Here is a 21,221-nt window from a genome sequence, read left to right as displayed (position 1 = left end):
GTGGTCTCCACCGCCCCCTCACCGCTGCCGTGCCGGCCGGCACGGCAGCGCAGCCAGAGTGCCGAACCGTTTCTCCACGACCCGGTATCCGTGCGGGCCGGTTCAGTACCCGAACGCCCGGGCCGTGTTCGCCGCGATCGCCGTCGCCAGCTCGTCCTCGTGCAGGTCCAGGGTCGCGGCCATCGAGCGGACCGTGACCGGGATCAGGTACGGGGCGTTGGGGCGGCCCCGGTACGGGTGCGGGGTGAGGAAGGGGGCGTCGGTCTCGACCAGGATCCGGTCCAGCGGCGTGGCGCGCAGGGCGTCCCGCAGCGGCTGGTTGGCCTTGAAGGTGACCGGTCCGGCGAAGGAGAGGTACCAGCCGTGCTCGGCGCAGACCTTGGCCATCTCGGCGTCGCCGGAGTAGCAGTGGAAGACCGTCCGCTCGGGTGCGCCTTCCTCCAGCAGGACGGCGATGACGTCCTCGTGCGCGTCCCGGTCGTGGATGACCAGGGCCTTGCCGTACCGCTTGGCGATCTCGATGTGGCGGCGGAAGGACTCCTTCTGGATGTCCACGCCTTCGGGCCCGGTCCGGAAGTAGTCCAGCCCGGTCTCGCCGACGGCCCGCACCTGCGGCAGCGCCGCCAGCGCGGCTATCTCGGCGAGCGCCGCGTCGAGCGCCGCCGCGCCCCCGGGCTCACGCTGCTGCCCGGACCAGCCGTCGGGGTCGCCGAGGAAGATCCTCGGCGCCTCGTTGGGGTGCAGCGCGACGGCCGCGTGCACCTGCTCGAACTCCTCGGCCAGGGACGCCGCCCAGCGCGAACCGGGCAGGTCGCAGCCCACCTGGACGACCGTGGTCACCCCGACCGAGGCGGCCTTGGCCAGAGCCTCGGCGGGGGTGCCGGACTGCATGTCCAGGTGGGTGTGCGAGTCGGCCACCGCCACCGCCAGCGGCTCGGGCAGCGGCGGCGGGGTGGTCCGGTCGGCGTCCTTGGCGTTGGCCATCAGGCTGCGGGCTTCTCTTCCAGGCGGGGGAACAGGATGTCGCCCTTGGTGACGGTGGAACCGGCGGGCAGCCGGCCCCAGTCGGCGACGGTGGCGATGGTCTGCGCACCCAGTGCGCCCAGCGACGCCTCCGCCCCGAGCGAGTCCCACAGCTTCTGCGAGGCGACCGGCATCAGCGGGTTGAGCAGCACGGCGGTGGCCCGCAGCGCCTCGGCGGCGGTGTAGAGGATGGTGGCGAGCCGCGCCTGGCCCTCCTCGGAGGTGTCCTTGGCGACCTTCCACGGCTCCTGCTCGGTCAGGTAGCCGTTGACCAGCTTGACGAAGTCGAAGACCGCCGCGATGCCGCCCGCGAAGTCCAGCTCCTCGCCGATCTTGCGGTCGGCCAGTTCGGTGGCCTTCACCAGCGCGTCGGCGACGGCCTGCTCGGCGTCCCCGTGCGCGGTCGCGGCGGGCAGCGCGCCCTCGAAGTACTTGCCGACCATGGCCGCGACCCGCGAGGCCAGGTTGCCGAAGTCGTTGGCCAGCTCGGAGGTGTACCGGGCGGTGAAGTCCTCCCAGGAGAACGAGCCGTCGGTGCCGAACGGGATCGCCCGCAGGAAGTAGTAGCGGTACGCGTCCACGCCGAAGTGCGAGGTCAGGTCGGTCGGCGAGATACCGGTCAGGTTGGACTTGGACATCTTCTCGCCACCGACCATCAGCCAGCCGTTGGCGACGACCCGCTTGGGCAGCGGCAGACCCGCGGCCATCAGCATCGCGGGCCAGATCACCGCGTGGAAGCGCAGGATGTCCTTGCCGACCAGGTGCACCGAGGCCGGCCACAGCTCGGCGAAGCGCTCCGGGTCCGCGCCGTAGCCGGCCGCGGTGATGTAGTTCTGCAGCGCGTCCACCCACACGTACAGCACGTGCTTCTCGTCCCAGGGCAGCGGCACGCCCCAGTTGAAGGTGGACCGGGAGATCGAGAGGTCCTTGAGGTCCTGCTCGACGAAGCGCAGCACCTCGTTGCGGGCGGAGGCGGGCGCGATGAAGTCGGGGTTCTGGGCGTAGAACTCCAGCAGCTTCGGGCCGTACGCGGAGAGCCGGAAGAAGTAGTTCTCCTCCTCCAGCCACTCGACCGGCCGCTTGTGCACGGCGCAGAGCTTCTCGTCGTCGCTCGCTCCGGGCAGCAGGTCGCCGGGCAGCTTGTACTCCTCACAGCCCACGCAGTACCAGCCGGAGTAGCCGCCCTTGTAGATCTCGCCCTTGTCGTACAGGTCCTGGACGAACTCCTGGACGCGGTCGGTGTGCCGCTTCTGGGTGGTCCGGATGAAGTCGTCGTTGGCGATGTTCAGGTGCTGCCAGAGCGGCTTCCACGCCTCCTCGACCAGCTTGTCGCACCACTCCTGCGGGGTGACGCCGTTGGCGTCCGCCGTACGCAGGATCTTCTGACCGTGCTCGTCCGTACCGGTCAGGTACCACACCTGCTCGCCGCGCTGGCGGTGCCAGCGGGTCAGCACGTCGCCCGCGACGGTCGTGTACGCGTGGCCCAGGTGCGGGCGGTCGTTCACGTAGTAGATCGGGGTGGTGACGTAGTACGCCGAGGTCGAGCGCTCGGTGGTGCTGTGGTCTTCAGTGGCCGCCATGCTCAGAAATCTTAGCCGCGTGCAGGAACCACCCTCGACCGACTTTCCCGGGGGCGGCCCCTGTCACGGGCGGCTTTCCGCTGCGTGGAATCAGCCGGCTCAGGCGGCGCTGCCGAACATGCTCCGCACCCAGGCCCGGAAGCTGCGCCGGACCCGGACGGGTCGGTCGATCGGTACGTCCTCCGGCTCGGCGTGCGCGGCGTAACCGGGACCGTGGTGCCAGGAGTTCTCGGCCGTGGCCACCCGGCCCGCCCGCATGATCCGCACGGTGTGCCCGCCGCAACCCGGGCAGGTCGGCTGGAGCAGCGGCGACGGCACTCGGACGCCGTTCGCGTGGTACTCGATCACCGTGTGCCCGTCCCTGGCCACGTGGTGCTCGATCTCGTACGCCTGTTCCCAGCCGTAGCCGCAGCTCAGGCAGGCGAAGGAGTACGCCTCCCGGACGGTCTCCACGGCAGCGGTCGGCCTGCTCGTCAGGCCCAGCCCGCCCGCTGCGGTGTCGCGCACTGCATTGCCACTCAGAGGGCTACCGATCGTCTCGCTCATAGCCGTCTCCCAGCGCCCGCCGGACGTCCGTCCGGCTCGGGTCTTTCCTTCTCAGGGAATGCCCGGGACATGCCTTTCGCTACCCGGCTTGCCAAGTCTTGGCGCCGAATTGGAGAGGGCTGTAGGAAGCCCGCCCCCGGCCCGCGGGTCGGGGCCATGTCCCGGGGCCTCCCTCCAGGGTAGGGCCGGGTAAACCCGTCGGCACGACCGCCGCGAACCGCGGCGTTCGGGTGACCCGGACGGGCGGCTCAGGCGCCGTGCTTGGCCGCCACCACCGCGTCGAAGACCTCCCGCTTCGGCAGGCCGAGCTCCGCCGCCACGGCCGCGATGGCCTCCTTGCGGCGCTCCCCGGCCTCCTCACGGACCGCCACCAGCTCGGCCAGCTGCGCCGGGCCGTACTCCTTCGGCGCGGCCGGCGGGGCACCCGCGACCACCACGGTGATCTCGCCCCGGACCCCGTCCGCCGCCCAGTCCGCCAGCGCGCCCAGCGGGCCGCGCTTGACCTCCTCGTACGTCTTGGTCAGCTCGCGGCAGACCGCCGCCGGGCGGTCCGCGCCGAAGGCGGTGGCCATCGCGGCCAGTGTCTCGGCGATCCGGTGCGGGGCCTCGAAGAAGACCATGGTGCGCGGCTCGGCGGCGATCTCCGCCAGCTGCCTGGACCGGTCGCCGGCCTTCCGGGGCAGGAAGCCCTCGAAGGTGAAGCGGTCCACCGGCAGGCCGGACAGCGCCAGCGCGGTCAGCACCGCGGACGGCCCCGGCACCGCGGTCACCTTGATCTCGGCCGCGACGGCGGCGTCCACCAGGCGGTAGCCGGGGTCGGAGACCGAGGGCATCCCGGCGTCGGTCACCAGCAGCACCCGGGCACCACCGCGCAGCGCCTCCACCAGCTCGGGCGTCCGGGCCACCTCGTTGCCCTCGAAGTACGAGACCACCCGCCCGACCGGGGTCACCCCCAGCGCCTGCGTCAACCGCCGCAGCCGCCGGGTGTCCTCGGCGGCGATCACATCCGCCGTCGCCAGCTCGGTGAGCAGCCTCGGCGGCGCGTCCGAGACGTCGCCAATGGGTGTCCCTGCGAGAACCAGTACTCCTGTCACTCCCCCATCCTCCCAGCCCGAACCCGCCCGGCCCGCCACCCGGCGCCCCCGGAGCGCGGGCCGGGGCCCTCGTCCGGCCGCGCCGCGCACGGCACCGGTGGCCGCCACCCGCGTCCCGCTCCCGCCCGGAAACCCTTGTCAGCTCATGCCCCACCCCTACGATGTGGCGGGTGAGCGGCGAGAAGGCACCTGAGACACCCCCGGGCGTGGACCACCCCGAGCAGGGCGGCATCGCCGTGCTGCCCGCGCCGGGCGACGGGCCGCCCGCGGCCGTCCCGGCACCGCGTACGACGGTCCCCCTCCGGTCGGCCTGGGAGCGCGGACTGGCGAGGCACGGCTACCGCGCGCCGGACAGGCCCGAGCCTGCCGAGCAGCTGGTCCCGCCGATGCCGGACGGCCCGCGGGTGACACCCCGCCGGGTCCCGCCCTCACCACGCCTCGCGGCCCGCGGCATCGTCCTCCCCGACCTGCTCTGGTCCTGGCTCTGCCGCTGGTCGGGCTGGCTGGGCCCGGTCGCGGTGGCCCTGTTCGGCGGTGTCCTGCGGTTCTGGGGCCTGGGCCAGCCGAACTCGCTCATCTTCGACGAGACGTACTACGCGAAGGACGCGTACGCGCTCTGGCACGTCGGTTACGAGACCAGCTGGCCGGACGACGCCAACGCGCAGATCGTGGCGCCGCACCCGAGCGTCCCGTTCCGCACCGATCCCGCGTACATCGTGCATCCGCCGGTCGGGAAGTGGCTGATCGGCATCGGCGAGCAGCTGTTCGGGATGCACCCGTTCGGCTGGCGGTTCATGGTGGCGGTGCTCGGGACGGTCTCGATCCTGATGCTCGCCCGGATCGCCCGCCGGCTGTTCCGCTCGACCCTGCTGGGCTGCGTCGCGGGCCTGCTGCTGAGCGTCGACGGCCTGCACTACGTGATGAGCCGCTCCGCGCTGCTCGACCTGATCGTCATGTTCTGGATGCTGGCCGCGTTCGGCTTCCTGCTGCTGGACCGGGACCGGACCCGGGGGCTGATCGCCCGTCGGCTGGCGGACGGGCGAGGCGGCGCGGAGCGGCTGAGCCTGGGCTGGCGCCCCTACCGGCTGGCGGCGGCCGTCTGCATCGGCCTGACCTGCGCCACCAAGTGGAGCGGCATGTACGTGCTGCTGGCGTTCTGGCTGCTGGGTGCCTGCTGGGACATCGGCGCCCGGCGGCTGGCGGGGGCGCGGCGTTGGCTGCGGCTCGGTCTGTGGGACGCCACGCTGGCGCTGCCGGTGGTCGCACTGATCGCGATCGGGGTGTACCTGGCCTCCTGGACCGGCTGGTTCCTCAGCAGCAACGTCCCGGGCCAGGGCGGGTACGGCCGGGACTGGGCGGTGCACCGGGCCGGTCTGTCACCGGAGTTCGTGTTCGGCGTCAAGATGCCGTTCCAGTTCGACCTGACCTGGGTGCCGGACGCACTGCGCAGCCTGTGGCACTACCACGCGACGATGTACAGCTTCCACGTGAACCTGCACGACCCGCACACCTACCAGTCGAACCCCTGGAGCTGGCTGTTCCTGGGCCGTCCGGTCTCGTACTTCTACGAGTCCCCGAAGTCCGGCCAGTCCGGCTGCACCGCGAACGAGTGCGCCCGCGAGGTGCTGGGCATCGGCACCCCGCTGCTGTGGTGGGCCGGCGTGGCCGCGCTGGCGTACTGCCTGTACCGCTGGGCGCTGCGGCGCGACTGGCGGGCGGGTGCGGTGCTCTGCGGCCTGGCCGCGGGCTACCTGCCCTGGTTCATGTACCAGCAGCGGACCATCTTCCTCTTCTACGCGGTCGCCTTCGTCCCCTTCCTGGTGCTGGCGGTGACGATGATGATCGGCGCGCTGATCGGCCCGGCCACCGCCTCGTACGACCGCCGGGTGGTCGGCACCACGGCGGCGGCCCTGCTGGTGCTCGCGATCATGTGGAACTTCCTGTACTTCCTCCCGCTGTACACCGGCGAGATGATCCCGATGGACGACTGGCGGTCCAGGATGTGGTTCACCAGCTGGATCTGAGGTCGGGACCTCCGGTACCGAATCCGTCACGAGTACGGGGGTTCGACGGGGCTGACCGGACCGCCGACCTAGGGTGGCCGGGTCACAGCCTTCGGAACGCGGGGGGAACCGCACCATGAACAAGGGCGTCAAGGTCGGCATAGCCGCCGTCTGCACCGGGATGATCTCGGTCGCCGGGTACGGGGTGTACAACATCGCCGGCGCGGTGATGGGCGGGAGGACCGGCCAGTCGGATGCCGAGCCGAAGGTCCGCACGGTGGCCGCCCAGCCCCCGACCGGGCAGCAGGCCGAGGAGGGCGCGAAGGCCTTCCTCGCCGCCTGGGCGAAGGGCGACCTGGAGGCCGCGGCCGCGCTGACCGACCGGCCCGACACCGCCGCCGCGACCCTGGCGGCCTTCCGGGACAAGGTCAAGCCGGGCTCGATGACGCTGTCCGTCACCGGCCCGGCGGCTGGCGCCGACGCCCCGTCGTCGGCGCCCTCCGCACCGGCGGGACAGGTCTCGCTGGGCTTCAGGGCCACCGTCGAGTTCGCCGGGACCGGGACGCCCTGGAGCTACGACGGCGTGCTCGGCATGGTCAGGATGAGCGACGGCAAGAGCGCCGTGCACTGGACCCCGACCGTGATCCACCCCCATCTGACCTCGGGGAAGAGCATCTCCGTCCGCCCGCTGCCCGCCTCGGCCTCGTCCGCGCTGGCCGACCGCGACGGCGGGCCGCTCGACGCCTACCCCTCGCTCCAGCCGCTGCTGGCCGAACTGGCCGACCGGGTGCCGTCGGGTGAGCCGGGCACGGCCGGTACCGGCGTGATGATCACCGACGACAGCGGCCAGGGCTCGCCGGAGAAGCTCTTCACCGTCACCGAGCCCAAGTCCGCGCAGAAGGCCGGGCTGACCATCGACGGCAAGCTGCAGGCGGCCGCCGAGAAGGCCGTGCAGCAGGCCTCCGACGGCGGCAGCAAGCCGGCCTCGCTGGTGGCCGTCGAGCCCAGCACCGGGAAGATCCTGGCCTTCGCCAACGCCCCGGCCACCGGTCAGAACCGGGCCTTCCTGGGCGCCGTCGCCCCCGGCTCCACCATGAAGGTGATCACCGCCGCCGCCCTGCTGGAGAACGGGGTCCCCGCCGGCGCGACGATGCCCTGCAAGCAGAACTTCTCGGTGAACGGCTTCACCTTCAAGAACGACGACGACGAGTCGGGCGACGACTGGACCTTCAGCAACGACTTCGCCCAGTCCTGCAACACCGCCTTCATCCAGCAGGGCATGAGCACCCTCAGCGGAAGCCAACTCCAGGACACCGCACGGCAGTTCTTCGGCATCGGCCCGACCTGGAAGGTCGGCCTCAAGCTGTCCCCGGCCAAGGTCCCGGCGCCCGGCAGCTCCACCGAGCGGGCCGCCCAGCTGATCGGCCAGGGGCAGATCACCATGAACTCGCTCACCATGGCCTCGGTCGCCGCCACCGTCGAGAACGGCACCTTCCACCAGCCGATCCTCATCCCCGGCTACGACCAGGTCCCGGCCGAGCGCAAGCTGTCCTCGTCCACCCTGAAGTCGCTGCGCCAGATGATGCACCTGACCGCCACCAGCGGCACCGCCCGCACGGCGATGGCCGGGCTCAGCGGGAACACCGGGGCCAAGACCGGCACCGCGCAGGTCGGCGGCCAGTCCTCGGACAACAGCTGGTTCACCGCCTACCGCGACGACCTCGCCGTGGCCGCCGAGGTCCAGGGCGGCGGCCACGGCTCCGAGGCCGCCGCACCGGCCGCCGCCCTGGTGCTCGGCGTCGGCAACGACGGCTGAGCACCGGACGGGTCAGCCCCTCCCGTACACGGCCTCGACGTTGTCGGCGGCCGGGTGGCTGCGCCCGGCCGGGCCGGCCGCGAAGGCCCGGAGCAGGTTCTCGGTGACCTGCCGGGTCATCGCCCCGGCCCTGGCGTCCATCCCGTGGTCGGCCCGGCCACCGCCGGGGCCGTCGGCGTCCAGCGACTCCACCCAGCGCATCGTCCCGCTGGCGAACACCCCGGCACCGCTCGGCACCGTGTAGTACGCGGAGTCCGCGAAGCTGCGCCGCCCGTCGCAGACCACCGGCGAGTGGGCCAGGATCTCGATCGGCCGGGGCGTCGGGAAGCCGGTGAGCACCCGGTCGTACTCGACCCCGACCAGGTGCGGGAAGCTGTCGCCCGCCTTGACCCCCGTCCCGGCGAACAGCCAGTGGCCCGGCTCGGTCACCACGTAGGGGGCGTCCACCGGGTAGCCGTCGTAGATCACCCCGAGCAGTGAGCTCTCCGGATCGGCGCCCGGCTGCTCGCGGAAGTCGGTGGTCGCGGGCTTCCCCGCCCGGAAGCCGGGGTCCTCCTGGTAGGCGGCCTTGTAGCAGACCACCGTGCGGTCCGGCCCGACGCCCGAGGGCTCGAAGCGGACCCGGCGGAAGCAGCAGTTGGCGCCCAGGACCGCGACATTGGTCCCGGCGTCCCGGGCCGCCGTGACGTGCTGCCGCTGCTCCGGCGACCAGTACTCGTCGTGCCCCAGCGACACCACGGCCGTCGCCCCGTGCAGCAGCGCCGGATCGCGGGCCACGTCCACCCCCGTGGTGTACGCCAGCGGCAGGCCGAGCCGCTCCGCCAGGGCGATCAGCGGCGCCTCGTACACCAGGAACAGCCCGGCACCGTTGTCGTACTGGTAGGGCCGGTCGAAGGTGACCTCCAGCGAACGGGTCGCCAGTCCCCCGGTCGGACCGTTGTAGAGGCTGTAGCCGCCCCACTCGTTGTACGCCTGCCAGGTCGCCGGGGCGTTGACGATCACCGTCCTCCCCGCGGTGACCGCCGACCGGACGGTGACCGGGACGAAGCGCTGCCCCGATCCGTCCTCGGCGTCCAGGCGCAGCAGGTAACTGCCCTCCGGCCACCCCCCGGTGTCCACCGTGGTGCTCCCGGCCCAGTCGGTACGGACCGTCCTGGTCCGCTGGTCGACCGTGGGATCGGCCTGCCGGCTGCCCGGCAGCCGCCCGGAGCGCCACACCAGCCGGGCCCGCGCACCGCCGTACCAGCCCATCCGGTACGCGGAGACGGTGAACCCCGGCGCGGTGGTCGACACGTGCAGCGCGAACCGCTCGCCGGGGAGCACGCTCACCCGGTCGGCGAACCCCTCGATCGCCCGCGCGGGACCGGCATCGGCCACCTTCCAGTCCGCGTCACCGGGCCGCTCGTTCTCGGCCCGGGTCCCGGACGGGCCCGGGGCGGGACCGCCCGCCGCCCCCGTCCCTGCGCTCGCGGCACTCGCCGCGGGGGCCGCCCCCGGCGTACCGCCGGGGCCGCAGGCGCTCAACCCGGCCGCAGCCCCCGCCGCCAGCCCGAGGAACCGCCGCCGCCCGGTGCCCGACCCCCGCCGCTCGCCCATGCCCGACTCCCGCCTCCCGTGTCACCGTGGCTCCCCGCTCGGTCCGCACTCCGGGGCCACCGTTACGCATCAAACATCCGCTCGCACATCAGGGCATCCCCCGGCCGCATCCGGAGTAGCCACCACGGGTGGGCCCGGCCCGTCAGCGGCCGTGCCGCCCGGCCGCACCACGGGCCCGTGCCGCGAGACGCGGCCACAGCACCAGGACGGTCGGCAGTGCCAGATACCCGAAGCGCCCGGCCGGGGCGAGCATGAACGCCACCGTCAGCCCGGCCGCCAGCACGTCGCACGCGGCCACCGCGGACCCCGGCGGGTACGCCAGCAGCCAGAGCGCCACAACCAGCCCGCCCGTGCACAGCAGCGAGAGCGAGACGGTGTGACCGGCCGGCCCGAGCCCGGCCAGCACCCTGCCCGGCAGCGGGCTCTCGGCGGGGGTGTGCACGGCGGTCAGCCCGAGCGGGTAGCGCATCACCTGCTCGCGCAGCTCCCGGGCGTCGCGGAGCACGAACGGGGTGATCACGGCTGCGCCGCCCGCCACCGCGGTCAGTACCGCCCGCGCCGCCGGGCGCCCGCCGTGCCGCCGCCGGAGCAGCAGGGCGACCACCGGCAGCGCGGGCCAGGCGGTCCACTTGAGGGTGCAGGCCAGCGCGAGCACCAGCCCGGCCGGGACGGCGCGTCCCCGGGCGGCGAGCGCCATGGCCAGGCAGCAGACCCCGATCAGCGGCAGGTCCACGCCGCCGGTCACCAGCGCGAGCCCGATCAGCGGCGAGGCCGTGAGCACGGCCAGCGGCAGCAGCGCCGAACCGCCCCACCCCGTCGGCTCCGCCCCCGCACCGGCACCGGCACCCACCGAGCGGCCCCGTACCCGCCCGCGGTCCCGGCCGGGCCCCAGCAGCCGCCAGCAGGCGAGCAGGCAGGCCAGGAAGGTGAGCGCGAACCAGACCCGGGCGTCGCCGACCACCTGGCCGATCCCGCCCGAACTGCCGAGTGCCGCCCTGGGCAAGCCGAAGAGCGCCATCGCGGGCAGGTACGGGTTGTAGTCGGCGGCCACCACCGGGTCCGGCAGATAGGGGCTGCCGGTCCTGAGCAGCAGCCGGGCCGCCCGCTCGACCACCATCACCTCGGACTGCCGCCGACCGTGCAGGGCCAGCAGCACCAGCGGGAGCAGGACGGCCCCGGACAGGGCCGTCGCGGCGGCGGCCCGAGCGGCGATCCGGCGGGGCAGCACGAGGCAGAGCAGACCGGCGACGGCGTACGCGGGGGCGGCGACGGTGCCCCAGAAGACCTGGTTGGACAGGTGGGAGGCGAGGGGGAAGGCCCCGGCCCACCCGGCCGCCACGGCACAGCCCAGGGCCTGCAGTCGGCGTGCGGGTCCACCGCGCGTCGAGCGCCTGCGGGCGGGTCCACGGCGCGGCGGTGCGCCCCGAGCCGGGCCGTCGTGGTTCGAGATCTCCGGATCCTCGGACACCGGGGCGCTCACCATGCTGGAAGGTTAGGCCGCCGGGTACGCCCCGATGTGGGAGGCCGCGCGCTGGTCCGGGGCCCGGTCCGAACGCCGAGGGGCTGCCGGGGGATTCCCCCGGCAGCCCCTCAACCCGGTACGCGGACGGCTCGGCCCGCGTACGCCCGTACTCAGCCGGCCGTGCTGAGCTCGCTGTCCGCCCGGTTGAGCTTGGAGTGCTTGACGCTGTAGCCGAAGTAGATGGCGGCGGCGATGGCGAGGGCGATCCCGAAGAACAGGAAGGTCAGCGGGTGCAGCCCGTAGATCAGGTAGCCGCAGAAGCCGACGCTGAGCAGCGGGACGACCGGGTAGCCGGGAACCCGGAAGCCGCGCGGCAGGTGCGGCTGGGTGCGGCGCAGGATGATCACGCCGATCGAGACCACCGAGAACGCGACCAGGGTGCCCAGGCTGGTCAGGTCGGTCAGGATGTCGAGCGGCACGAAGGCGGCCAGGGCGGCGACGCCGACACCGACGACCAGGGTGTTCCAGACCGGGGTGCCGGTCTTCGGGGAGACCTCGGCGAACTTCTTCGGCAGCATGCCGTCGCGGCCCATCGAGTACAGGATGCGGGTCTGGCCGTAGATCACCACGAGGGTGACGCTGAAGATCGAGATGATCGCACCGAGCGCGAACATCAGGCCCGGCCAGGTCTGGCCGGTGATGTCCTGGAGGATCTGCGCGAGCCCGGCCTCCTGGCCGTCGAACTTCTGCCACGACTGGGCGCCGAGGGCGGCGATGGCGACACCGATGTACAGCAGGGTGACCACGACCAGCGAGATGATGATCGCCAGCGGCAGGGTGCGGCGCGGGTTCTTGACCTCCTCACCCGCCGTGGAGACCGCGTCCAGGCCGATGAACGAGAAGAAGATGCTCGACGCGGCCACCTGCACACCGTCGAAGCCGAGCGGCATGAACGGGCTCAGGTTGCCGCTGTGGAAGCCGGTGAGGCCGATCGCGATGAAGAGCACCAGGATCACGATCTTGATGCCGACCATGGTCGCGTTGACCTTGGCCGACTCGCTGACACCGCGGATCAGCAGCAGGACCACCATGGCCACCAGGATCACGGCGGGCAGGTTGAAGTACCCGCCGTCGCCGGGCGGCGCCGCCATCCACTCCGGGATCCGGAAGCCGAAGGCCAGGTCGAAGAACTTGTTCAGGTACTGGCCCCAGCTCACCGCGATGGCGGAGGCCGAGACCCCGTACTCCAGCAGCAGGCAGACGCCGACCCCGAAGGCGACGATCTCGCCGAGCGTCGCGTAGGCGTACGAGTACGAGGAGCCGGAGACCGGGATCGCGGAGGCCATCTCGGCGTAGCAGAGCGCCGTGAGACCGGCCGTGATCGCCGCCAGCACGAAGGACACGATCACCGCGGGGCCGGCCTCGGGGACCGCACTGCTCAGCACGAAGAAGATGCCGGTACCGACGGTCGCCCCGATGCCGATCGAGGAGAGCTGCCAGAGGCCGATCGAGCGGCGCAGGTGGATCCCGGAGCGGCCGCCCTCCTCGGGCGCCCCGGCGGGGAGGCTGTCGGCCGAACCGCTCTCGGCGATCAGGGTGTCGATCGGCTTCCGTCTGAACAGACGCGCGCTGGTGGTGCTTCGGGTGGTCAACGCGGTGGTTCCTTCTAGGCGGGGGAGGGTGTCCTAGCGGCTGCTCCGCAGCCGCTCGTGGGGGGAGCAGACGGACCAACCGAACAAAGATGGGACAGTACCCCGCGAATCCACCAGTGGCGCAAACGGTGAGAGACGAGGTCCGCCTTGTACGAATCGTCGCATGACCCCTGACAAACCGGACAGAAAGCGGACGGCGCGGCGACCCGTTTGCGTCTACACGGCACGTCCGTCACCGCTCGGACCGCAGGTCGGACCATGTGCCGGGTCCCGGGCCGGCCCGGGATCAGCCCAGGAAGAGGTTGTGCCCGACGTCCGACGGCACCACGTCCTGCACCGGCTTGCTGCCGGGGCCGGGGACACGGGCGCCGGGGACCGGCTGGTCGCCGACCCGGTGCAGCAGGACCACCCCGCCCTGCGCCCAGATCTCCCGGTAGCCGTGCGCGAGCAGCAGCCGTATTCGCCCGGCCTGGTCGCGGACGTCCTGGAACGGGAAGCTCCGGACGTCCGACCTGATCAGCACGTAGTCCCGCCCGCGCGGCGTGCCGTCCACCAGGACGACGTCGGTCCGGGTGGTCAGCCTCGGCACGATCTGGTTGTCCGCCTCGACCGAGGCGCCGTCCGGGATCTGCGCGGCCGCCCGGAGCAGCGCGGCGTCGCTGGCGTTCGGCCGCCAGTCGGCCGGGGTGGCCGGTGCCACCAGGCCGAGCGGCACGGCGGACGCCAGCGAGATCGCCACCACCGTCAGCCCCGCCCAGCGGGCCCACCCGCGCGACCGTTCCCGCGCGCTGCACCGGCCCAGCACCTCGACCGTCGCCACCACCAGGATCGGCCAGACGAAGGCGTCGTAGTGCCGTGCGATGGACCAGTGGTTGGGATTGTCCGAGAGGATCCGCTCGGCGAGCAGCGGGAGTGCGCACAGCACGGTCGCCGACCGGAGCGGCAGCGCCAGCATGGTGCCGAGCAGCCAGAGCAGCAGCAGCGGCTTGAGCGGGGCGTCGAGCGCCACGTGGCCCAGCAGCAGCGGATCGCCGAGCACGTTGGCCACCGCCGACCCGGCGTCCGGCCCCAGCTTGGCGTAGTTCCAGTAGTAGCCCGGCTGACCGCCCATCATCGGTATCAGCCACTGGATCGCGGCCACCGAGGCGGCCGGACCGCCGATCAGAAGCCCCAGACCGTACGCCAGTCCGCGCCGGTCCCGGGTGGGTCGGCTCCGGATCACCAGCACCAGGCCGTACATGCCCACGACGAGTCCGAGGTCCTCCTTGGTCATGCAGAGCAGAGCGGCCGCCACCGCGACCGTTCCGTAGCGGCGGACCATGCCGCGTTCGAGCATCAGCAGGGTGAGCGGCACCGCGAAGGCCACCTCGTGGAAGCCGCCCTTCGCGGCGGTCAGCAGCGGCCAGCCGAGCGCGTACGCCAGAGCGGCCAGGTCGGCGGCGCGGCGGGCCACCCTCCGGTCGGCGGCGGCGAAGCAGAGTGCGGTGATCCGGCGGAGCAGCGGGACCCCGAGCGCGAAGAGCAGCGCCTGGGCGAGGATCAGCGTCCGCGGGTCGTCCCAGATCCAGTACAGCGGGGCCAGCAGGGCCAGGATCGGCGAGAAGTGATCACCCAGCAGGGAGAACCCGGGTGGGAACTCGTGGTGGTAGCTCTTGACGGTCGAGACCGGCAGGCCGAAGTGCGCGTAACCGCGCACCCCCTGATCGAATATCGCCAGGTCGAAGCCGCCGAGGCCGACCACCGCCCACTGCCGGAACCCGATGGCCGCGCACACCCCGAAGCACAGCAGCACCAGCAGGGTTCCGCGCAGCCGACCCGGCCGCGGCGCAGCCCGCACGCCGCGGACCGCGGTGCGGACTGACGCCGGTACAGCTTCGACCGCCACCGCCTCAGCCGCCCTGCCTGGGCAGCGCACTGCCCGAGCCGAGCCGAGCAAGTTCGCGCTGCCTGTTCACAGCCATGCGTGATTCCCCCCGAGAGAATCCGTACATCAGTACAGTCGAAGACGACACGCTAGCCGAGGCGTCCGCCGACCTCTGTGGCACGGGTCACCGCTCCGGCCCGGGCCGTGCACGCGGTCCGGCCGACCCGGGATCACCGGAGAGCGCGCGTACCGCCGCGCGACACGCCCCTCATGCCAGAGGAAGCCCTGGTGGGTGCGGTTGCGAGGCACTGCACACGGCCGCCCAGCCGACGGTCGCGCTCCGCAGGAGGACCGGGCCGGCGCCGGACGCCTGACACGCTTTCGGCCACGCCCACGGCAGCGGCGACGGGTACGCGGACACCACCCCCGCCCGCAGCGGGCCGGCCGGCTCGTCCACCGGTACGTCCCGGCGGTCCTGACGGCAATCGGGCCGTCCGCCCGTCAGTGGCCCTGGAGCACCGCCTCCATCACGGACCTGGCGATCGGTGCGGCCAGGCCGCCACCGGTGACGTCGGTGGCCTCGCTGTCGGCGATCACCACGGCCACCGCGACCGGGGGGACGTCGCGGGAGTCGGCGGGCTTGGCCCAGGAGATGAACCAGGCGTAGGGGGTGCCGGTGTTGTCGACGCCGTGCTGGGCGGTACCGGTCTTGCCGCCGACGACGGCACCGGGGATCCGGGCGTTGCGGCCGGTGCCGTTCTCCACCACGTCGGTCATCAGCTGCTGCACCTGCCCGGCGACGGACGGGGTCATCGCCTTCCGGTAGGTGGCGGGCTCCATCACCTGGACCGTGCTGCCGTCGCTCTTCGCCAGCTTGTCCACAAGCTGTGGATGCATCACCGTGCCGTTGTCGGCGACGCCCGCCGCGACCATGGCCATCACCAGCGGCGTGGCGGCGGTGTCGTACTGGCCGATCGAGGAGAGCGCGACCTGCGACTGGTTCATCCTCGTGTCGAAGTTGCTGCGCGCCGCCCGGACCGGGATGTCCAGTCCTGGGTCGTTGAAGCCGAAGTTCTCGGCCATCGCCGTCATCTGCTCCAGCCCGGTCCGCACCCCGAGGTACCCCATCACGCTGTTGCAGGAGTACGTCATCGCGGTCTCCAACGACAGATCGGCGGTGTCACAGGCGCTGGTGTCGTTGACCAGCGGCGTCGTGGTCCCCGGCATGACGTACGGGTACGGGGCGCCGGTCCCCTCCCCGGTGTCGGTGACGACCCCGGCGGAGAGCGCGGCCGCCGCCGTGACCACCTTGAAGGTCGAGCCCGGCGGGTAGATCTGCCGCAGCGCCCGGTTGAGCATCGGCTGGTTGGTGTCGGCCCGCAGCCTGTCCCAGGCGGCCTGGTCGGCACCCGAGGAGCCGGCGAAGGCGCCGGGGTCGTACGAGGGGGTGCTGGCCAGCGCGAGGATCCGGCCGGTCGCGGGTTCGATCGCCGCGACGGCGCCCTTCTGCCCGGCCAGGCCGTCCGTGGCGGCCTGCTGGGCGGCCCTGTCGATGGTGGTGTAGACGTCCCCGCCGGGGTTCCGCCTGCGGGCCACCTCGTCCCAGAGCGCCCAGCTCGCCAGGCGGTCGTCGGTGCCGGAGAGCAGGTCGTCGTAGACGCCTTCGAGCTGGGTGTTGCCGTAGGTCTGCGAGGAGTAGCCGGTGATCGCCGCGTACCGGGAGCCGTCGGTGTAGGTGCGCTTGTACGCGTAGCGGCCGCCGGTCGCCACCGAGCCGGTGACCGGCTGGCCGGCCACCAGGATGTTTCCGCGCGGCTGGGAGTACCGCTGGATGGTCGGCCGCTGGTTGGCGGGGTTGTGGTCGAGCGAGTCGGCCTCGAAGACCTGGACCCGGGTGGCCTGGGCCGCGAGCGAGACGATCAGCAGCAGCACGAAGGTACCGGCCCGGCGTCCGGTGGTGGAGATGCCGGGCAGGCCCTGCGGGCCGTCGGCTGACGTCCCGGACCTTCTGCGACGGGCCATCCCTTACTCCCCCTCCGGCAGCGGCCGGCGGGCGATGTCGCTCATCCGGACCAGCAGCGCGACGATGATCCAGTTGGTCACCACCGAGGAACCGCCCTGGGCGATGAAGGGCAGCGTCATCCCGGTCAGCGGAATCAGCCCGAGCACCCCACCGGCCACCACGAAGACCTGCAGACCGACGATGGCGGCCAGGCCGATCGCCAGCAGCCGCCCGAACGGGTCCCTGAGCGCGATCCCGGTCCGGAAGCCGCGCGAGACCAGCAGCGCGTACAGCAGGAGCAGCATGACCAGGCCGACCAGGCCGAGCTCCTCCCCGATGGTCGCCAGGATGAAGTCGGACTTGGCGGCGAAGCCGATCAGGACCGAGTGCCCGAGGCCGAGACCGGTACCCAGCAGGCCGCCCCAGGCGAAGGCGAACAGCGACTGGGCAATCTGGTTGGCGCCCTGCCCGGCCGAGATGGAGGCCAGCGGGTCCAGCCAGTCCGTCACCCGGCTGTGCACGTGCGGCGAGAGCCAGCCCACGGTGACCGCCCCGACCGCGGCCAGGACCAGCCCGATCGCGATCCAGCCGGTGCGCGCGGTCGCCACGTACAGCATCACCACGAAGAGGCCGAAGAAGAGCAGCGAGGTACCGAGGTCGGTCTCCAGCACCAGGACGCCCACGAAGGCGGCCCAGATCAGCAGCACCGGGCCGAGCACCCGCCCGCGCGGCAGCTGGAACCGCCAGACCCGGCGCCCGGTCAGCGCGAGCGTGTCCCGGTGCACCGCCAGGTACGCGGCGAAGAAGACCGCCAGCAGGATCTTGGCGAACTCGCCCGGCTGGAAGGAGAGCGGCCCGACGGTGATCCAGATCCGCGAGCCGTACACCGGCGGGAAGAAGATCGGCAGGATCAGCAGCACCAGCGCCACCAGTGCGCCGATGTAGGCGTACCGCTGGAGGACCCTGTGGTCCCGCAGCACCACCACCACGCCGATGAACAGGGCCACCCCCAGGGCGGACCAGAGCAGCTGGGTGGGGGCCGCCTCGCTCTTCAAAGTGGCCCGGTCGAGGCGGTAGATGACGACCAGTCCGACGCCGTTGAGCAGGACCGCGATCGGCAGCAGCAGCGGGTCCGCGTATCCGGCCTTCCAGCGGACCACCCCGTGCGCGGCCAGGGCGAGCACCCCCAGCGCGACCCCGTACCCGGCCGCGCCCGGCGGCACCCTGCCGTCGATGTCGACGCCGACCTCGACATAGCCGAGGACGGCGATCAGCACGGCACCGAGCACCAGGACCAGTTCGGTGTTGCGGCGGCTCCTGACCGGGCGGCGGCCCTCCGGGGCTCCGGCCCCGGCCACGGCGGAGGGTGAGGCCACGGGCCCTCCTGTCTGATCGGGGGTACAGGCGGGGGTGGACGGGCCGGCTCTCCCGTCCACCCCCGAGGGTGCTGCGTGTTCGGCTCAGGCGCCAGACCCCGCCCGTGCGGCCTCGGCGATCTCGCGCAGGTGCTCCTCCTCCTCGGCGCTCAGCGAGGTCTGGATCAGCTCGCCGCCGAACCGGGCCACCACCGGGACCACCTTGTCCGGGGTGGACGAGCGGACCAGTGCGAAGACCGCCGCGCTGCCCGGGTGCAGGCGCTCGCCGACCCTGCGCATGAAGTCGTTGTCCACACCGACGTCGGCGGTCGCCCCGACGGCGGCGCCGGTCGCACCGCCGATCGCCGCACCCAGGAAGGGCATCAGGAAGAGCAGGCCGATCACACCGCCCCAGAGCGCACCCGAGGCGGCGCCCATCCCGGCGGTGCTGACCGCCTGGTGCAACTTGACCTTGCCGTCCTCGCGCCGCTCGACGACCACGATGTCCTCCAGGTCGATCACCTTCTGCTTCTGCAGGCCGACGACCTCGTCGCGGACCTGCTGCGCGGTGGCGAGGTCGGGGTAGGCGATCGCGAACAGGTTGCTCACGGAGGGACGTCCTTCCACTCGGCCGGTTTCACGCCGTCTCCCACGGACGGACATGTCCCGGTGCACGGGTCCGGTTCTCCCGACCCTAGCCAGGATTTGCCATATTTATGGTCGTTGATAACGGTGTGTCCGATATTGCAGGACACCCGGTTCCGCCTGACGCGACCTCACCGGGCGACCGTCCGACACGTTCCGCCCTTCTCCGGCAGGGAAGTTCGAGCAGCTGGAGGGCATTGGTCTTTCGGAACTGATGATTCATAGGATGCGGCCCGTGACGACCATGAGACGACGATTGCCGGTCAGGCGGCCGCTCGGCCTGCTGGCCGCGCTGGCGATATCCGCCGGCGCCCTGCTCAGCGGGCTGCCCGCGCAGGCCGACGAGACCACACCCACCAGCCCCACCAGTTCCGAGGCGCCGAGGGTCGACCTGATCCTCGACGTCAGCGGCTCGATGCGGACCGCCGACATCCAGGGCAAGAGCCGGATCTCGGTCGCCCAGCAGTCCATCGACGAGGTGATCGACGCGCTGCCGGCCGAGACCGACTTCGGCATCCGGACGCTCGGCGCGACCTACCCCGGCAACGACCAGGCCATGGGCTGCAAGGACAGCCAGCAGCTCTTCCCGATCGGCAAGACCAACAAGGTCGAGGCGAAGACCGCGGTGGCCACCCTGCGCCCCACCGGCTGGACCCCGATCGGTCTCGCACTGCGCGAGGCCGCCAAGGACCTCGGCACCGGCCAGACCACCCGCCGGGTGGTGCTGATCACCGACGGCGAGGACACCTGCGCCCCGCCCGACCCCTGCGACGTGGCCCGCGAGCTCGCCGCCCAGGGCACCCACCTGGTGGTGGACACCCTGGGTCTGGCCCACGACGACAAGACCCGCCAGCAGCTGCTCTGCATCGCCAACGCGACCGGCGGCACCTACACCGACGTCCGCACCCAGGAGCAACTGACCGGCAAGGTCAAGCAGCTGGTCGGCCGTGCCGGGGACACCTACAAGGTGACGCCCGCCCCGACCACCGGCACCGACAAGTGCGAGACCGCGCCGCTGCTGACCCCGGGCGTCTACAGCGACCGGGAGAAGTTCTCCGAGCACCGCGTCTACCGGGTGCCGGTCAAGCCGGGCCAGGAACTGCGCGCCTCGGTCAGCGTCGCGATGGACCGGGCGGTGGCCCGCGACTACGGCGTGCTGCTGCAGGCCACCGACCAGGCCGGGCAGGAACTGGTCCGCGGCACGGACGCGGGCAGCGGCCGTACCGACGTGGCCTCGACCGGCGTGCGCTGGTCCGCCTCCGGCACCTCGGCCACCCCGACGGCCACCGCGACCGGTTCCGGCAGTGCCACGGCCGAGGGCAGGGCGGTCTGCCTGATCGTCAGCAACTCCTTCGCCCCGCAGCCGGGAGTGGCCGCCGACCCCGGGCTGCCGCTGGAGCTGACCGTGGACGTGGCCGCCGCCTCCCCCTCCCCCGACGGCCCGGCCGCCGGGCTCGGCCGAGGCTGGGTGCTGCTGCTGGTGCTCACCGGCGCCGGACTGCTGACCGGTCTGGTGTTCGGCTGGGTGGCACGCTGGCGGATCGCTGTCTGGCGGGAGAACTGACGATGCGTACGAGACTCACCACGGCAACGCTCCGCCTCACCGCGGGCGCGCTGCTCGCACTCGGTCTGCTGCCCGCGCTGGCCCCGGCCGCGTCGGCCGCGCCCTCGGCGAGCCCGTCCGCCAGGAACCAGGCCCCCGCGACCACCGCGGGCACGTCCTTCCTGACCGCGACCACACTGGTGGCCGGGCAGGAGGCCGAGGTGGCGGCGTCCACCGGCGACTACCTCTACTGGGCCTTCCCGGCCTCCGAGGGGCAGACCGACACCGTGCAGGTGACCGTCACCCTGCCGCCCAGCATGGACCGGCACGCCCCGCAGACCTGGACGGTGGAGCTCTTCGACGGGCTGCGCCGCCGCCAGTCCTGCACCGCAGGGCCGCAGAGCGCGACGGCGGCAGCCAACGCCCCCTCGCTCGCGGTCGGGTGCACGCTGCGTCAGATCCGGTCCTGGGCCGAGCCCTGGTCGGGCGACCCGCTGCCGGGGACGTACTACATCCGGCTCACCACCAGCGACGTGGACCAGCAGGACCTCGGACTGGCGGCCCAGGTCAAGCTGCACATCACCAGCAAGGGCGGCCCGAACGACGCCCAGCCCGAGGGCGGTGAGCTGAAGGCCCCGCTGGTACCGCCGGTCAACGCGGGGTCGGCCGCGCCCGGCGCGTCCGCCGCACCGACCGGCGCCGCGACGGACGGCAGTCCGGCCACCACGCGGGTCGCCGCACCGGTCGCGCCGAAGACACACTGGTACTCGGACCTGTTCTCCGGCTGGAACACCCGGTGGTTCTGGACCCTCGGCGGTGGCGCCCTGGCCGCCCTGGCCGGCGTGGCGGGCTACACCCTGACCCGCCACCCGCACGGCCGGCGACCCACCCAGCACCACGGTCCGCAGCACTGACCCGGAGTGCCCCCGGCGGGGCCCGGGCCACCTAGACCGCCCCCGGGCCCCCCCGCGGCACCACCCCCCCCCCCCGGGGGGCGGGGCGGTGGCCGCAAAACCGGCCACCCCCGGGATTTAAAAGGG

Annotated in this window: 15 protein-coding genes; 4 read left to right on the top strand and 11 right to left on the bottom strand. The window is 72.6% G+C overall.

The window, feature by feature from the left end; genetic code table 11:
• Nucleotides 1-102: 102 nt before the first annotated feature.
• The 4 genes from ACFC1R_RS36245 to rsmI form a co-directional block, all read right to left on the bottom strand.
• Nucleotides 103-984: a TatD family hydrolase gene (locus ACFC1R_RS36245; protein WP_375945979.1), complete on the bottom strand. Its 882-nt coding sequence runs from the start codon at nt 982-984 to the stop codon at nt 103-105.
• Nucleotides 984-2,603, bottom strand: coding sequence for a methionine--tRNA ligase (gene metG / locus ACFC1R_RS36240; protein ID WP_375945978.1), 1,620 nt, complete (start codon nt 2,601-2,603; stop codon nt 984-986). The genes ACFC1R_RS36245 and metG overlap by 1 nt, the downstream gene beginning before the upstream one ends.
• A 99-nt stretch (nt 2,604-2,702) precedes the next feature.
• On the bottom strand, nt 2,703-3,149 hold the full coding sequence (locus ACFC1R_RS36235) for a hypothetical protein (RefSeq protein ID WP_375945977.1): 447 nt from the start codon (nt 3,147-3,149) through the stop codon (nt 2,703-2,705).
• A 248-nt stretch (nt 3,150-3,397) separates the two neighbouring features.
• Nucleotides 3,398-4,243 carry a 16S rRNA (cytidine(1402)-2'-O)-methyltransferase gene (gene rsmI, locus ACFC1R_RS36230; RefSeq protein ID WP_375945976.1) on the bottom strand — a complete coding sequence of 282 codons (846 nt, stop codon included), beginning with the start codon at nt 4,241-4,243 and terminating at the stop codon, nt 3,398-3,400.
• Between the two features lie 170 nt (nt 4,244-4,413).
• Here rsmI and ACFC1R_RS36225 point away from each other — a divergent pair, with 170 nt between their 5' ends.
• Both ACFC1R_RS36225 and ACFC1R_RS36220 read left to right on the top strand, forming a co-directional pair.
• Nucleotides 4,414-6,267 (top strand): phospholipid carrier-dependent glycosyltransferase, encoded by a 1,854-nt coding sequence (locus ACFC1R_RS36225; RefSeq protein ID WP_375945975.1) that lies wholly within the window; start codon nt 4,414-4,416, stop codon nt 6,265-6,267.
• Between the two features lie 115 nt (nt 6,268-6,382).
• Nucleotides 6,383-8,062 (top strand): penicillin-binding transpeptidase domain-containing protein, encoded by a 1,680-nt coding sequence (locus tag ACFC1R_RS36220; protein WP_375945974.1) that lies wholly within the window; start codon nt 6,383-6,385, stop codon nt 8,060-8,062.
• A gap of 12 nt (nt 8,063-8,074) precedes the next feature.
• On the opposite strand, the gene ACFC1R_RS36215 is transcribed toward ACFC1R_RS36220, so the two are convergent.
• The 7 genes from ACFC1R_RS36215 to ACFC1R_RS36185 all read right to left on the bottom strand — a co-directional run bounded on the left by ACFC1R_RS36215 (nt 8,075) and on the right by ACFC1R_RS36185 (nt 18,602).
• Nucleotides 8,075-9,658, bottom strand: coding sequence for a N,N-dimethylformamidase beta subunit family domain-containing protein (locus tag ACFC1R_RS36215; RefSeq protein WP_375945973.1), 1,584 nt, complete (start codon nt 9,656-9,658; stop codon nt 8,075-8,077).
• 142 nt (nt 9,659-9,800) lie between these two features.
• The gene (locus tag ACFC1R_RS36210; RefSeq protein WP_375945972.1) at nt 9,801-11,141 is read right to left on the bottom strand and encodes a glycosyltransferase 87 family protein; all 1,341 of its coding nucleotides are present in this window, start codon (nt 11,139-11,141) and stop codon (nt 9,801-9,803) included.
• 149 nt (nt 11,142-11,290) lie between these two features.
• Nucleotides 11,291-12,772 (bottom strand): amino acid permease, encoded by a 1,482-nt coding sequence (locus ACFC1R_RS36205; protein WP_375945971.1) that lies wholly within the window; start codon nt 12,770-12,772, stop codon nt 11,291-11,293.
• Between the two features lie 286 nt (nt 12,773-13,058).
• Complete coding sequence (locus tag ACFC1R_RS36200; protein ID WP_375945970.1) at nt 13,059-14,609, bottom strand: DUF2079 domain-containing protein; 1,551 nt, start codon at nt 14,607-14,609, stop codon at nt 13,059-13,061.
• Between the two features lie 528 nt (nt 14,610-15,137).
• Nucleotides 15,138-16,658: a penicillin-binding transpeptidase domain-containing protein gene (locus ACFC1R_RS36195; RefSeq protein WP_375945969.1), complete on the bottom strand. Its 1,521-nt coding sequence runs from the start codon at nt 16,656-16,658 to the stop codon at nt 15,138-15,140.
• Nucleotides 16,659-16,661: 3 nt separating this feature from the next.
• Nucleotides 16,662-18,014, bottom strand: a complete 1,353-nt coding sequence (locus ACFC1R_RS36190; RefSeq protein ID WP_375945968.1) for an FtsW/RodA/SpoVE family cell cycle protein — start codon at nt 18,012-18,014, stop codon at nt 16,662-16,664.
• 84 nt (nt 18,015-18,098) lie between these two features.
• A complete protein-coding gene (locus tag ACFC1R_RS36185; protein WP_375945967.1) occupies nt 18,099-18,602 on the bottom strand; it encodes a DUF1269 domain-containing protein in 504 nt (167 codons plus the stop codon).
• A gap of 262 nt (nt 18,603-18,864) precedes the next feature.
• Here ACFC1R_RS36185 and ACFC1R_RS36180 point away from each other — a divergent pair, with 262 nt between their 5' ends.
• Both ACFC1R_RS36180 and ACFC1R_RS36175 read left to right on the top strand, forming a co-directional pair.
• The gene (locus ACFC1R_RS36180; RefSeq protein ID WP_375945966.1) at nt 18,865-20,202 is read left to right on the top strand and encodes a VWA domain-containing protein; all 1,338 of its coding nucleotides are present in this window, start codon (nt 18,865-18,867) and stop codon (nt 20,200-20,202) included.
• 2 nt (nt 20,203-20,204) lie between these two features.
• Nucleotides 20,205-21,095 carry a peptidase gene (locus ACFC1R_RS36175; RefSeq protein ID WP_375945965.1) on the top strand — a complete coding sequence of 297 codons (891 nt, stop codon included), beginning with the start codon at nt 20,205-20,207 and terminating at the stop codon, nt 21,093-21,095.
• The last annotated feature ends 126 nt before the right edge of the window (nt 21,096-21,221 follow it).

Source organism: Kitasatospora sp. NPDC056138, from assembly GCF_042264695.1.
Taxonomy (GTDB): Bacteria; Actinomycetota; Actinomycetes; order Streptomycetales; family Streptomycetaceae; genus Kitasatospora.
Note: the sequence above shows the minus strand (reverse complement) of the source record. Positions and strands in the feature narration are given on the sequence as shown.